Below are 13043 nucleotides of genomic sequence, written 5' to 3' on the forward strand. Positions count from 1 at the left end.
TGTTATTTTCGTCATAAATTAGTAATAAATTTAATTGAGTCAGAATTTCCTATCCTGCCTTTATATAAGAAATTGACTTGTCTAAGAGTAGAATAGTAATCAAAATCTGTAATTGCAGATATTCCATCCTTAACCAAAGCCACATTATACCATCTAAGTGCAGCACTGCCTGCAGTATGAAGAACACATATATTAGCCACTGTACCAGTTATTACAACGTTCTTTATTCCCTTAACCCTTAATATATAATCTAAAGGACTTTCAAAAAATGCGTCATATCTATATTTTCTCACTATAAAGTCTTCTTTATCTGGTGTTAATTCCTCAATTATCTCAGCTCCCCATGATCCAGCTAATGCATGTTCCCCCCAGATTTTAAACTCTGGATCATCTTTCATGTGCCAATCCTGTGTGTATATTATCAAAGAGCCTGAATCCCTAGCCTTATAAATTAAGCTCCTTATTGGATTGATTGTAGACTCAGCATTTGGTACATATAATTTACCTTCTCTTCTTACAAAATCGTTTTGCATATCAACGATTATCAAAGCAGTGGTTTTTGGGTCTAACTCTATAACCTTTTCCTCAGGGATGTCTGGGACATCTATTTTCATATATTATAATACGAACACATGTTTTTTATTCTTTTTTCTTTAGCTCTTTTGATAGTTTATCAGCTAATGCGAGAACTTTTGGGTAGCCCTTCCTTGATAGTTCTATAACATCGTATACATCTACTTTATTTCCTATACTATAATAATATTTTCCTACTTTAACTCCGACCTTATCACCATTAACAACTATAAAGTTTGTAGAACCCTCCTCTATTATCTCGCCATAAAGTTTTGATTTAGCAACACCTATAGTGGGTTTGTCTAGTATTACGCCTATTACACTTGCAATACCACTTTTCCTAGGATGAGCCATACCATGACCATCAATTAATATTAGATCACATTGGAAGCTCTCTACAGCTTTGATCATCAAAGGTGCTTCTCTCATAAACAGATATCCAGGTATATATGGGAAATCCACTTTTCCTTTAACATATTTATGAAAATAGTCTTTCCCATCAAACATCACCGACACAGCATACCCTATGTTTCCCTTATAAGCTATATCAACACCGCATAAATTCTTTATATTTTCTATACCTAATCTTTTGACGGTTATGTTTTTTGATATAAATATCTGGAGCTTAGAAAGAAATTCTATCATAAAATCTTCCATTTATCTTTCATCTTTTCTACTTTAAATACAAAAAGTTCTTGCTCATAAGTTTGAACTGCTCCAGGTCTCACTCTTCTAACTTCTTCAATAGCCTCTTCTGCACTCATATTCTCCTCTAAAACTAGATAACTGGCTAGGATTGTTCCGGTTCTTCCTATGCCCCCAACACAATGAACTAAGTTTCCTTTATCTTTTCGTAACCATTTGTAGATCTCAAGAAACTGATTTTCATTAGGAGCACGTCCATCTGGAATAGAAGAGTATAGATATTCTATATTAAAGCTCTTAAGTACTGAAATATAGTACTCTAGGCTACCCCATGCTTCATCAATCTCAAATTCTTCCGGCAATACTAAGACTCTTTTGACACCCTCATTTATCCATCCAATTATTTCATCCTGTGTATAAGGAATTGCTGATCCGCCTATAACATACTTTTTTACCCAATACATATCTTCATCACTCTGAAGATCCGCTGTTCTTCATCTGTGTTTTTAATGTAACAAGAGTTAATATAAATTTGTGACAAGATTATCAACAGGTATATATGAGTTCGACAAGCTTATTGAAGGAGGAATACCTCAAGGTTTTTTTGTAGCTCTGACTGGTGAGCCTGGAACTGGTAAGACAATATTTTCTCTTCATTTCGTTGCTCAAGGATTAAAGGAAGGAAATCCCTGTGTTTATGTGACAACAGAGGAAAGTAGAGATTCTATAGTAAAGCAGGCTAAGCAATTCGGCTGGGACTTTGAAGAACACTTGGATAAAAAGCTGATAATAATTGATGCATTAATGAAGGAAAAAGATGATGAATGGTCGCTTACAGAATTGACAGCTGAAGAACTCATAAATAAAGTGATTTTGGCTAAGCAAAAATTAGGTCATGGGTATGCAAGGCTAGTAATAGACTCAGTTAGTGCACTATTCTTAGATAAACCTGCTCTTGCAAGAAAGATTAGTTATTATTTAAAAAGGGTACTAAACAAGTGGAAGTTTACCATCTACGCTACGTCACAATACGCCATAACAACATCCCAAGCCTTTGGATTTGGTGTCGAACATGTTGCCGATGGTATAATTAGGTTTCGTAGAAGTGTAAAGGATGGAATGCTACGTAGATATATCCTTATCGAGAAAATGAGACAGACTAATCATGATAAGTATATATGGGAAATAGATATTAGGGAAGGGAAAGGAATAGTTTTAATTGGAAAACTAGACCTGAGGCGGGAAGACACATCTTTACCCAAAAAAGTAATGGATAAAATTAAGGAAGCTGAATCAAGGAAAGATATGGAATTAAGTTAATTTCTCTACATCCATCGATAAATCTAAGGATCTCACGCTATGGGTTAAATACCCACTGGAAATTATATCAACGCCAGTTTCTGCATATTCCTTTACATTTTCGGGGGTTACCCTACCGGAGGCTTCCAATAACACTTTACCCTTTAACAGTTTAACCACCTCCTTTACTTCCTGAGGACTAAAGTTATCTAACATTATTATGTCTGCACCAGCTTTGTATGCCTCAATTGCATCGTTAATATTAGAGACTTCAACCTCTATCTTCTTTGAGAAACTTGTGATCTCTTTGGCTCGCTTTATAGCATCCTTGATGTTTCCTATGATAGAAATGTGATTGTCTTTTATTAGTACCATATCATATAATGAATACCTATGAGGATCCCCGCCACCTATCTCTATGGCGTATTTCTCAAAAATTCTTAGACCAGGCGTAGTTTTTCTTGTCCCAGCAATTATGACTTTAGGATTTATCTCCCTGGCTACATTTACCATCTTTCTGGTCTCTGTAGCTATAGCTGAGAGCCTACTCAACATGTTTAAAACCAGTCTCTCTACTCCTAATACGGCTTCAGCATCTCCTTGGAAAATCAGTATGTTCTCCCCTTTACTAAATAATTCTCCATCTTTTCTATAATAATCTACCTTTAAACCTAAATACTCTAGGAATGGTATTATAAACTTGTTGCCTGCTAGGATGCTGTTATTCTCCTTCGAAAATATTATTCCTTTTACTTTCACACCTCTAATTACTCTACTTGTAATATCCTCAGGATAGAGATCTTCCTCAAGTAACTGCAAAAGCCTATTTATGACTAATTTTTCAATCATTATTTCCTACATATCTTAATGAAGTTTTTAAATACTTCAATTCCTTTTTCAGTATGTTTTACTTCAGGGTGAAACTGTACTCCAAAAATTGAGTTGTCACTATTTACCATCGCTTGAACTTTGGCGTTCTCACTACTAGCCAGAATTCTGAAACCTGATGGAGGACTCACAACTTCATCATTATGACTTTCCCATGCTTTTATACTAGGTTTTAATCCTCTAAGTATTGTATCTTCGTCCACTATATTAACTGTGGTTAGTCCATACTCTGGTTTATTGGCTTTCTTAACTTCGCCACCTAGAGCCCTTGCTATTAGTTGATGACCTAGACATATTCCCAACTTCGGCACATTCAGACTTTTAACATAATCTGGTGCAAATCCCATCTTATCTAACTCATTAATAACTGAATAGGGACCTCCTCCAAATACAACAGAATCAAATTCCTTCAATTCTTCAACGGATTTATCAGGAGTTATTGCTACTGCTTCTAATCCGAGATATTTCAGGTCTTTTACTATTAAATGGTTGTATTGACCACCAAAATATATTACAGCAACTTTCACGGTCTATTAATTTCTTGCTAAAATTAAAACTTTTATATTCTTTGTCCGAACTTATGTTCGGTCAAATTGATCTATATTCTAGGCTCTGGTATAGCCGGGTTATCATCAGCGATATCCCTAAAATTAGCCGGACATAAAGTAACCATTATAACCAAGAAGATAGATGGGGGTTCTACGCCTATAGCGAAAGGAGGTATAGCAGTTCCACTCAGTGTAGATGACAGTGCAGAAAAACACATACAAGACACATTAAGAGTTGGTAAAAATCTATGTGATTACAAGGTGGTGGAATACGTTATAAGGGAGGCTGTGAGAGTTGTTGAAATTCTTCAAAAATTAGGCTTTAATTTTGATAAAGATTTACGACTCGAAGGAGGACATTCATGTAAAAGGGTATTGCACAAGGGTGATGAGACAGGTAGAGAGATTTGGAACTTTCTCTATAGAAAAGCTTTAGATTTACAAATACCTATTATAACTGATGAATTAACACATATTCTATCAAACAATAACAAAATATATGGGTTTGTTACCAAAAAGAGAGGTAGAATAGAAAATATAGACAAATTAGTTCTAGCGACGGGTGGTTATGGTTACTTATTTGCTTACACTTCTAATAAGGAAACTAATTTAGGAGAGGGTATTGCTCTAGGATTCAAAGCCGGTGCTTTAGTTAGTGATATGGAATTTATTCAATTTCACCCTACTGTTACAAGTTTAGATGGCGAGACATTCCTTCTTTCAGAGACTTTAAGGGGAGAAGGTGGTATAATCGTAAATGAAAAAGGAGAGAGATTTCTATATAAGTATGACGAGAAGGGTGAACTAGCACCCAGGGATATTGTTGCTAGAGCTATCTATTTTGAAATGATAAATGGACATAACATATATATGGATTTAAGTAAAATAGAGGAGTTTGAAAAGAAGTTCCCAGCCTTATCTAATTATCTTAGGAGGCATGGATATAACTATCAAAGCTACTTAATACCTATTTTCCCTGGAGCCCATTACACAATAGGTGGCTTACGTGTTAACCTCAAGGGTGAGACAAATGTGGAAAATCTATACGCAGTAGGTGAGGTGAGTGATACAGGATTGCATGGAGCCAATAGATTGGCTAGTAACTCCTTACTAGAGTCTTTAGTCTTCGGATTTAACTTACAAAATTATGTTGATGAACGCTGGGAAGGAGTACAAGCATCTGATGGGACTATATATCAATTATATGTCAAAGAAACTTCTAGCAATAGTACAATTAGTATAAGAGATATACAAAAAATAAACTGGGAAAGCCTGGGAATTATAAGAAATGAAGAAGTGATTAAGAAGGCGATAGAAATCTATCGACACTATTCAACTAATGAAGCTATCATATCCCATATGATTGGATTAGCTTCATTAATAAGATCAGAAAGTAGAGGTGTACATTTTAGATCAGATTATCCTGAAGAAAAGGAAGAGTGGAATGGCAAAAGAATTTACTTTTTGATGAGCAATAAAGAGTATGGAAGATTGTAAAGCTGCAGTAGTAGCTTTAATTTCGAAGGCAGGAAAAGTTCTGATAATAAAGAGAAAGGAGAAACCCGGTGATCCATGGAGCGGACATATGGCTTTACCTGGAGGAAGGAGAGAAGACCATGAGGAATGTGAAAGTACTGCTGTTAGAGAATGTTATGAGGAAGTTAGAATAAAGCCTCAAAATCTAATAAGAGTTGGTATATACTCACCTAATAATGCACCTGACATGAAAGTATCAGCGTATATAAGCTGCGTAGAAGAAGAACTTGAGCCTATAGTTCAAGAAGAAGAACTTGAAAAAGCAATTTGGGTTAAGATATCTGACTTAAAGCCGGCAGATAGGGCTTTCTATTACGAAAACTATAGAATATGGGGGATGACTTATCGAATATTAAATGATATAATACAAAAGAAATTATACTTGGTTTGTCAGTCCGGCAACAATTCTTCATAGATCCGTTCCGTCGACCATTCATCATTTCAATAATAGATTCTCATATTCCTTTACATATTTTACGCTTCTCTTACTATCACTAAATAATTTTGCAACTTCTTCTATGTCTTCAGATTTAATACTCTCCCTCCCTTTCCTTTGGGCTACAATATAAGCTGGTTCTATAAGTTGAACCGCATATCTTAAACTGTTTTCTACTCCTAACTTTGTTAACAATACAATTGCATCCTCATCAAGTTTTACGTCTATTTCATTAGCCCTGATCTTTACTATTTCTCTTATCTCACTCTCATTGTACGGTCTGGTCTGAATAATCAATAATCTATCCAGTAGATCTAACGGAATTCCGTGAGGAGATTCTATATCTGTGCCCCTTATCTTTGTTATACCTCTGTTAGTAGCTAGTATTAGTATTGGAGCTAATTCTGACTCCAAGGTCTTCGTTAAGAACGAGAACGCTTCTATATCGAGCATATGAGCATCGTCAATGAATAGTACTCCGGGTACCAACTCTGCATCTCCTCTGTTTACCATATCTTTAACAAGCCTATCGACTTGCTTTCTTATATCTTGGTTTATCTCCCTCTCAGTGAAAAAGCTAAATAATGCGGTAATTGAAATTGATTGCGCAGCTAGATTAAGATCTAAATCATGAAGAGTCACTGTAATAGTTATATCCTTTTCCTTCTTAATAGAGCCTGTAGGAATATCTACTTGTCTAGCCACTTCAATATCATAGCTCTTTGCACCTTCAAACCCCTTGGCTCTTCCTACCTTTGTAACTTCACCGGTTTCAGCATCTATCCATATTACATCACCTTTCTTTACATTCAATTTCATGAGCTGTTCAGCAATCGCATCACCAACATTCAAGGTTCGTTCATCGTCCTTAGTACTTAAAACGATCTGCGCTTCTCTCGGAGAAACGTAATATGGATTATATCTACTTCTGGCTACCTTAAGTTTGATATCCTTAACTACACCTTCATACACTATTCTTTTCTGCTTTATCCTAACTCCCATGGACTTTCTAATAACTTGCGTTAGTATCTCAGTTTTCTTTAGTTCTGTAGAATAAACCTCAGCGGCATTTATAGTGGTAAATGGAGTGTCCTCTCCTAGCTCTTTTGCAATGGCTACAGCTAATGCTGTCTTTCCGGTTCCTGGTGGACCTATGAAAAGTATTCCCTTACCTGCCATTTTACCTTGTCTGATTAACTGAACCACTATACCAGATGCCTCTCTTGCTTCAACTTGTCCTACTAGACCATCTGCAATGAACTTTGCTTTACCTTTCTCATCTAAACCTAAACCAGTTATATGGCTGTGTATACTTGCTTTTTCCCTTTCTATTTTCTTAATCTCTCTTATCTGGGCCATTCCATAAATTATATAAAAGAGTGGATTTTTGAAATTTACTTAAGTGATGACGATCTTTGGGTCTGAATTGTGAGGATGTGGCGGCTAACTGAGAGGTAGGTAGGGATGAAACCACTTCACTTGTCAGTAGGTAGGATAAACATTGATATTATAGCTAAGATTAACAAAATACCTGATATCGATGAGTTTGAAACAACAGACACACTAGAAATTTTACCAGGTGGAGCAGCAGTTAATTACGCTGTAGCTATAAATAAATTTGGTCACAGTATTAAGATTTTATCTAAGATAGGCAAAGATTCACTTGTCTCTTATGTACTAGAAAGGATAGCAGAAATGGGAGTAGGACTTGATTACGTAGAGGAAACAAACTTACCACAGAGCATGGCATTAATATTTTTGAGAGATAACGGAAGCATTTCAATGGTCAGGAAGCTAGGTTCTTCAATTCTCCTTGATAAAGAGGATATAAAGAAAGTCTTCGGGTTATTTGATGTTATACATTTCGCTTCAATTTCTCCGGATATCGTTGTTAGGGATCCTTACGCTAAGCTTATAACTTATGATCCAGGTCCAAATAGTTCAAAAATTCCTGAAAATTTTGGGAATGCAGATATAATATATTTGAACGAGAGGGAGAGCACTAGGGTCAAGATAGAAAGTCTTAAGGCACGACTGATCGTAATAAAAATGGGATCGAAGGGAGCTAAGGTGATATCAGAAAATGAAGAGTGTTATTGCGAGCCATATAAAGTTCAAACTGTTTTGGATACAACTGGTGCTGGAGATGTTTTTGACGCTGCATTTAATTATGCGTATATGCAGGGACACTCAATAGAGGATACTCTTAGATTCGCTGTAACTGCCTCTGCATTAAAAGTAACGAGAATAGGAGGGATAAATTCTCCAACTAGAGAGGAAGTTATGAATGCCTTAAATGCTTATACACCAAATACTAAATGTAAATGATAGTGATATTCGTTGATTTTGATTATTTCTTCGCACAAGTAGAGGAAGTATTAAACCCACAGTATAAGGGAAAACCACTGGTAGTTTGCGTATATTCGGGTAGAACCAAAACGAGTGGGGCTGTAGCCACCGCGAATTATGAGGCAAGAAAGTTAGGAGTAAAAGCAGGAATGCCTATCATAAAAGCTATGGAGATTGCACCTAATGCAGTATATTTACCTATGAGAAAACCGGTTTATGAGGCTTTTTCAAATAGGATAATGAACTTGTTGAACAAATATGCTGATAAAATTGAAATAGCCAGTATAGATGAGGCTTACTTAGACGTAACCAATAAAGTACAAGGAAATTTTGAACTTGGAGTAGAATTAGCTAGGAAAATAAAGCAAGAGATACTTGAGAAAGAAAAAATAACAGTCACTGTCGGAGTTACTCCTAACAAAATTTTAGCAAAAATAATTGCTGACAAAAGCAAACCTAATGGTCTCGGTGTAATTAGACCGACAGAAGTACAAGATTTTTTGAATGAATTAGATATTGACGAAATTCCGGGAATAGGAAGTGTTTTGGCTAGGAGACTAAATGAATTAGGTATACATAAATTGAGAGATATTCTAAGTAAAAATTACAATGAACTTGAGAAGATTACGGGAAAAGCAAAAGCCTTATATCTACTAAAGTTAGCTGAGAATAAATATAGTGAACCTGTAGAAAATAAAAGTAAAATTCCTCATGGAAGATATTTAACTTTACCCTATAACACAAGAGATGTAAAGGTTATATTACCTTACCTAAAGAAGGCTATAAATGAGGCATACAATAAGGTTAATGGTATTCCAATGAGAATAACTGTTGTAGCTATTATGGAAGATCTAGATATTCTGAGCAAGGGAAAGAAGTTTAAGCATGGAATATCTATAGATAACGCTTATAAAGTTGCTGAGGACTTACTTAGAGAGTTGTTGATTAGGGATAAAAGAAGGAATATACGAAGAATAGGAGTAAAATTAGATAACATAATTATCAATAAGACAAATTTATCTGATTTCTTCGACATTTAATTGCAACGAGTTGAGGATTTTGCTTAAATCAGGCTTTCCATACGCGTGAACGTAGTTTATAAAACCTCTTACTCCCCTTTGAGAAGTATCAACGTCCTTTAATATCTCTATATCGAAGTAAATTGGTATCCTATCCGTAACTGACCTATTATCTATGTGTATTATCTTTGATAGTTTATCCATATCTTCTTTAATGCCACTTGCTTCAACCACTGCCTTCTTTCCTTTAATAGCAGTTATATCATTCATTATCTCATTATATTTATCCAATACCAATACAATTCTAACCATTCGTCCTCCTAGAACATCTTCATAAAAATTTAGTGATAGTAGATACTCTCTATTTCTAGTTATAGGCAATATTATTAATTCCTCTACTCCTAGTACGTTCACGACAGGTTTTATTTTCACATTCATTATTATTCACCTCAATGATAGAGATAGATGGTTCCTTTGGAGAGGGTGGTGGACAGATACTTAGAACCTCATTAACTTTATCATCCCTTACTAAAAAACCCTTCAGAATATATAATATTAGGGCTAACAGACCTAAACCGGGCTTACAAAGACAACATTTAACTGCAGTAAATGCTGTAAAAATATTAACAAATGCCACGGTAAAAGGAGATTACGTAGGCTCAACAGAGCTAATATTTAATCCTGGTGACATACAAGAAAAGGGAGACTTCGTCTTTGATGTAGGCACTGCGGGAAGTACGACATTAATACTTCAAACAATCCTACCACTCCTTTTGAACAGGAAACTTACTGTAACAATTAAAGGTGGTACAGATGTACCAAAATCACCCTCAATTGATTACATAAGGTTAGTGTTCAGTAAAGTTTTAGAAAAAATTGGTATAAGTTTCGATCTAGAGTTAATAAAAAGAGGACATTATCCAGAGGGAGGAGGAGAAATCAGAATAAGTAACGTAAAGGGAGAGCCACAACGCTTTTCTATAACTGAATTTGGACAATTGGAAGGATTTGTAGGCATATCTCATGTTTCATCGTTACCTGGACATATAGCAGAGAGGCAAAAATCATCTGCGGAGAAAATCCTGAGAAGACTTAAGGATAAAATAGATATTCGGTCAGATGTTAGAGAAGGTGAAATAAGTAAAGGGAGTGGTATATGTCTATCTGCAATAGGTAAGTACGGGATAATTGGGGCTGATGCGTTAGGTGAGAAGAGTAAAAGAGCAGAAACTGTAGGAGAAGAAGCTGCTCTAAAACTTTTAGAGGAGCTTAAGACCAGTGCAGCCTTCGATAGCCATATGGGTGACATGTTAATGCTGTATGCCAGTCTATATCAAGGCGAATATACGGCATCAAAATTAACCTCACATTCAATAACGAATGAGACAGTCATAAGAAAATTCATTGATATTAAAGACGAAATAAAGGGAAGCAGCCCCTTCCTTTTTAGGGTACAATAACTGCCCTTCCTATTACCTTACCTTCAGTTACATCAGTAATAGCGTCATTTATATCCTCTAGCTTATACACCGTGGTAAGTGTATCAATCTTACCCTTTAAATAAATATCTAAAATATGTTCTAGATCTTGAAGGCTACCATAAAGTATCCCTCGTATTCTCAAACCTCTAAGGACTAATAATTGTTCTTCCACTCTAAGGACTCCACCAAATTCCCCAATTATTCTTAATTCGCCTTTTTTGTTCAAGAGCCAGGGTGATTCAGCTAAGGTTCTCATTGAGCCTACATAATCTAAAATATAATCAAATTTCTTCCCTGGGAGCAAAGAAAGATAACTCTCCTCTTCTCGCTTGATTGATATAACTTCGTCTGCACCTAATTTTTCTGCCCTATCAAGTTTTAGTTGATTCTCACCAATTACTGTAACATCCACATTTTTTAGCTTTAACAACTGTAAAGCTATCAATGCTACTGCACCAGTTCCTATTATCAGGACTTTAGAATTCTCTTCCAAATCCTTAACACTATTATAAGCAGTCAACCCAGCATCAGCAAGAGGTGCTAACTTTATTGGATCTGAGGTGTTAACCCTAATTAGATTGCCGCCATCAGGAATTTTGACATATTCAGCAAATCCTCCGTCAAGGTTTACTCCTATAACTTTCACTTTTTCACAAAATTGATACTCTTTAAATTTACAGTATTTACAATTTTTACAACCAAAGGCGTTATATACTAAAACCAGATCATTTTTCTTAATTTTATCATGGTTGCTTTGAATTACTTTTCCAACAACTTCATGACCAAGTATTATGGGAAGATTTATCTGAATCTGAGAATCCCATTCTCCCATAGCTATATGTATATCTCCATGGCATAGTCCCGTTGCGGTCACTTGTAATAAAACTTCAGAGCTCCCATTTATTGAAGGAGAGGTAATTTCTGATATTCTCAGTGGTTTTTTGTATTCTTCAAGAATTGCTGCCCTCATTTATTTTACCAACCAGACTTAAGATACGCATTAATTTCCCAATCAGTAATTTCGCCCTCGTAATCCTCTATCTCTTTGTTCTTTAATTCAATGAACATATTTATAATCTCCTGACCTAGATTATATTTCAATTTTGTATCTTTATCTAAACTCTTTACTGCTTCCCTTAAACTCGTAGGAAGTGCACCAAGGCTTTGATTTACTTCCACATCCAAGTTTCTCTCTATCCCATCTATACCCGAAAATATTAGGGACGATAGTAATAGATAAGGATTCGCTAAAGGATCTGCTAGCCTAAACTCTATAATACCATAATCCTTGTATGTCACTGGTATCCTTAGAACGAAGTGTCTTTCTGTGCCTACTCCCATAATTGTAGGAGTAACTACCTCTTTAAACCTCTTATAGGAATTGATGGTAGGTGAAGCTATAGCAATTATGGATGGTAAGTGTTCTATTATACCTGCAATGAAATTATATAATATCTTACTTAATCCTAGACCTTTACTATCATTTGCGTCAACTCCCACCGGATTATTATCCTTGTCTAATATTTTAAGGAAAATATCCATGCTACTGCTAGGATAGTTCCTAAATGGTTTTGGCATGAATGTTGAATAAGCGTTATACAATCTAGCTGTGTCTCTTATGGTCTCTCTTGCGAATATTAAAGAGTCTGCAGCTTCCAATACATCGCTCAATGAAAATGTGATTTCGTATTGACCAGGACCATAATGTTTATTTACTGATTGTACTTTTATATTACTACTTTCGAGATTTTTTATGAGATCTTTTAACAGATTTTGTTCCTCCATTAAGCCTTCTAAGGAGAATGCTCTAGCTTCGTCTGCGGGAAATGCTCTACTATCCTTAAACTTTATCAGATAGAAAGTTGGCTCGAATGCGACTTGTAACTTTAAACCTACTTCCTCCAACTTTTGTATTCCCTTAATTAATAAGGATCTTGAGCATAACGGATGAGGGGATCCATCGATTTGTGTTAGATAGCTTAATACTCTACCTGTTCTTTCTAAATAAGGAATTACACTAAATGTGGCTAAATCTGCCTGCGCAAACATATCCGCATATGTTGATCTTATAGGTTCATCTCTGTAGTCAAGTAGAATCAATGATTCAGAGTATTCGACTCCCCTCTCATTTAGAACTTTTTCAAATTCTGCTCTTCTTAGGGAGCGACCCCTTACATTTCCAAGTATATCTACAAACACCACTCTAACATAATCTATTCTTCCAGATTTAAGTAGCTCCAATATTTCATCCTTAAGCAATCTGATCGGA

The 13043-nt window shown here is 35.5% G+C and carries 15 protein-coding genes; 6 read left to right on the forward strand and 9 right to left on the reverse strand.

Annotated features, from left to right (window positions below; all coding sequences use genetic code 11):
* Positions 1-11: 11 nt before the first annotated feature.
* From SUSAZ_02450 to SUSAZ_02460, 3 genes are read right to left on the reverse strand one after another with little or no spacing between them, the layout of a single operon-like run.
* A complete protein-coding gene (locus tag SUSAZ_02450; protein AHC50954.1) occupies positions 12-614 on the reverse strand; it encodes an isochorismatase in 603 nt (200 codons plus the stop codon).
* 25 nt (positions 615-639) lie between these two features.
* Positions 640-1230 (reverse strand): endonuclease V, encoded by a 591-nt coding sequence (locus SUSAZ_02455; GenBank protein ID AHC50955.1) that lies wholly within the window; start codon positions 1228-1230, stop codon positions 640-642.
* The gene (locus tag SUSAZ_02460; protein ID AHC50956.1) at positions 1215-1682 is read right to left on the reverse strand and encodes a protein phosphatase; all 468 of its coding nucleotides are present in this window, start codon (positions 1680-1682) and stop codon (positions 1215-1217) included. Before SUSAZ_02460 ends, SUSAZ_02455 begins: the two co-directional genes overlap by 16 nt.
* A 70-nt stretch (positions 1683-1752) precedes the next feature.
* On the opposite strand from SUSAZ_02460, the gene SUSAZ_02465 reads away from it, so the two are divergent.
* Complete coding sequence (locus SUSAZ_02465) at positions 1753-2538, forward strand: circadian clock protein KaiC (protein AHC50957.1); 786 nt, start codon at positions 1753-1755, stop codon at positions 2536-2538.
* Here the strand turns inward: SUSAZ_02465 and SUSAZ_02470 are convergent.
* Together SUSAZ_02470 and SUSAZ_02475 are read right to left on the reverse strand one after the other, a co-directional pair.
* Positions 2530-3366, reverse strand: a complete 837-nt coding sequence (locus SUSAZ_02470; protein AHC50958.1) for a nicotinate-nucleotide pyrophosphorylase — start codon at positions 3364-3366, stop codon at positions 2530-2532. The two genes, SUSAZ_02465 and SUSAZ_02470, sit on opposite strands and share 9 nt — an antisense overlap.
* The gene (locus SUSAZ_02475; protein ID AHC50959.1) at positions 3366-3932 is read right to left on the reverse strand and encodes a GMP synthase; all 567 of its coding nucleotides are present in this window, start codon (positions 3930-3932) and stop codon (positions 3366-3368) included. The genes SUSAZ_02470 and SUSAZ_02475 overlap by 1 nt, the downstream gene beginning before the upstream one ends.
* A 66-nt stretch (positions 3933-3998) precedes the next feature.
* Between SUSAZ_02475 and SUSAZ_02480 the strand changes: the two genes are divergently transcribed.
* Together SUSAZ_02480 and SUSAZ_02485 are read left to right on the forward strand one after the other, a co-directional pair.
* Positions 3999-5450: an aspartate oxidase gene (locus tag SUSAZ_02480; GenBank protein ID AHC50960.1), complete on the forward strand. Its 1452-nt coding sequence runs from the start codon at positions 3999-4001 to the stop codon at positions 5448-5450.
* The gene (locus SUSAZ_02485) at positions 5437-5904 is read left to right on the forward strand and encodes an NUDIX hydrolase (protein AHC50961.1); all 468 of its coding nucleotides are present in this window, start codon (positions 5437-5439) and stop codon (positions 5902-5904) included. Before SUSAZ_02480 ends, SUSAZ_02485 begins: the two co-directional genes overlap by 14 nt.
* 21 nt (positions 5905-5925) lie before the next feature.
* On the opposite strand, the gene SUSAZ_02490 is transcribed toward SUSAZ_02485, so the two are convergent.
* Entirely contained in the window at positions 5926-7284 is a 1359-nt protein-coding gene (locus tag SUSAZ_02490; GenBank protein AHC50962.1) for a TATA binding protein (TBP)-interacting protein (TIP49), read from the reverse strand.
* A 105-nt stretch (positions 7285-7389) separates the two neighbouring features.
* On the opposite strand from SUSAZ_02490, the gene SUSAZ_02495 reads away from it, so the two are divergent.
* A complete protein-coding gene (locus SUSAZ_02495) occupies positions 7390-8253 on the forward strand; it encodes a sugar kinase (GenBank protein AHC50963.1) in 864 nt (287 codons plus the stop codon).
* A complete protein-coding gene (locus SUSAZ_02500) occupies positions 8250-9314 on the forward strand; it encodes a DNA polymerase IV (GenBank protein AHC50964.1) in 1065 nt (354 codons plus the stop codon). The genes SUSAZ_02495 and SUSAZ_02500 overlap by 4 nt, the downstream gene beginning before the upstream one ends.
* Here SUSAZ_02500 and SUSAZ_02505 read toward each other — a convergent pair.
* Positions 9291-9731 carry a hypothetical protein gene (locus tag SUSAZ_02505; GenBank protein ID AHC50965.1) on the reverse strand — a complete coding sequence of 147 codons (441 nt, stop codon included), beginning with the start codon at positions 9729-9731 and terminating at the stop codon, positions 9291-9293. The genes SUSAZ_02500 and SUSAZ_02505 overlap by 24 nt on opposite strands.
* A 14-nt stretch (positions 9732-9745) precedes the next feature.
* Between SUSAZ_02505 and SUSAZ_02510 the strand changes: the two genes are divergently transcribed.
* Positions 9746-10753 (forward strand): RNA 3'-phosphate cyclase, encoded by a 1008-nt coding sequence (locus SUSAZ_02510; protein ID AHC50966.1) that lies wholly within the window; start codon positions 9746-9748, stop codon positions 10751-10753.
* On the opposite strand, the gene SUSAZ_02515 is transcribed toward SUSAZ_02510, so the two are convergent.
* Entirely contained in the window at positions 10740-11744 is a 1005-nt protein-coding gene (locus SUSAZ_02515) for an alcohol dehydrogenase (GenBank protein ID AHC50967.1), read from the reverse strand. The genes SUSAZ_02510 and SUSAZ_02515 overlap by 14 nt on opposite strands.
* Before the next feature lie 5 nt (positions 11745-11749).
* Positions 11750-13033, reverse strand: coding sequence for a glutamine synthetase (locus SUSAZ_02520; GenBank protein ID AHC50968.1), 1284 nt, complete (start codon positions 13031-13033; stop codon positions 11750-11752).
* Between the last annotated feature and the right edge of the window lie 10 nt (positions 13034-13043).

The sequence above is a fragment of the Sulfolobus acidocaldarius SUSAZ genome, assembly GCA_000508305.1.
Classification (GTDB): domain Archaea; phylum Thermoproteota; class Thermoprotei_A; order Sulfolobales; family Sulfolobaceae; genus Sulfolobus; species Sulfolobus acidocaldarius_A.

Bases quoted from the DNA above. Each gene is read 5' to 3' on its own strand.
- SUSAZ_02450 (AHC50954.1), bottom strand. From the start codon at position 614: ATGAAAATAGATGTCCCAGACATCCCTGAGGAAAAGGTTATAGAGTTA.
- SUSAZ_02455 (AHC50955.1), bottom strand. From the start codon at position 1,230: ATGGAAGATTTTATGATAGAATTTCTTTCTAAGCTCCAGATATTTATA.
- SUSAZ_02460 (AHC50956.1), bottom strand. From the start codon at position 1,682: ATGTATTGGGTAAAAAAGTATGTTATAGGCGGATCAGCAATTCCTTAT.
- SUSAZ_02470 (AHC50958.1), bottom strand. From the start codon at position 3,366: ATGATTGAAAAATTAGTCATAAATAGGCTTTTGCAGTTACTTGAGGAA.
- SUSAZ_02485 (AHC50961.1), top strand. From the start codon at position 5,437: ATGGAAGATTGTAAAGCTGCAGTAGTAGCTTTAATTTCGAAGGCAGGA.
- SUSAZ_02490 (AHC50962.1), bottom strand. From the start codon at position 7,284: ATGGCCCAGATAAGAGAGATTAAGAAAATAGAAAGGGAAAAAGCAAGT.
- SUSAZ_02495 (AHC50963.1), top strand. From the start codon at position 7,390: ATGAAACCACTTCACTTGTCAGTAGGTAGGATAAACATTGATATTATA.
- SUSAZ_02500 (AHC50964.1), top strand. From the start codon at position 8,250: ATGATAGTGATATTCGTTGATTTTGATTATTTCTTCGCACAAGTAGAG.
- SUSAZ_02505 (AHC50965.1), bottom strand. From the start codon at position 9,731: ATGAATGTGAAAATAAAACCTGTCGTGAACGTACTAGGAGTAGAGGAA.
- SUSAZ_02510 (AHC50966.1), top strand. From the start codon at position 9,746: ATGATAGAGATAGATGGTTCCTTTGGAGAGGGTGGTGGACAGATACTT.
- SUSAZ_02515 (AHC50967.1), bottom strand. From the start codon at position 11,744: ATGAGGGCAGCAATTCTTGAAGAATACAAAAAACCACTGAGAATATCA.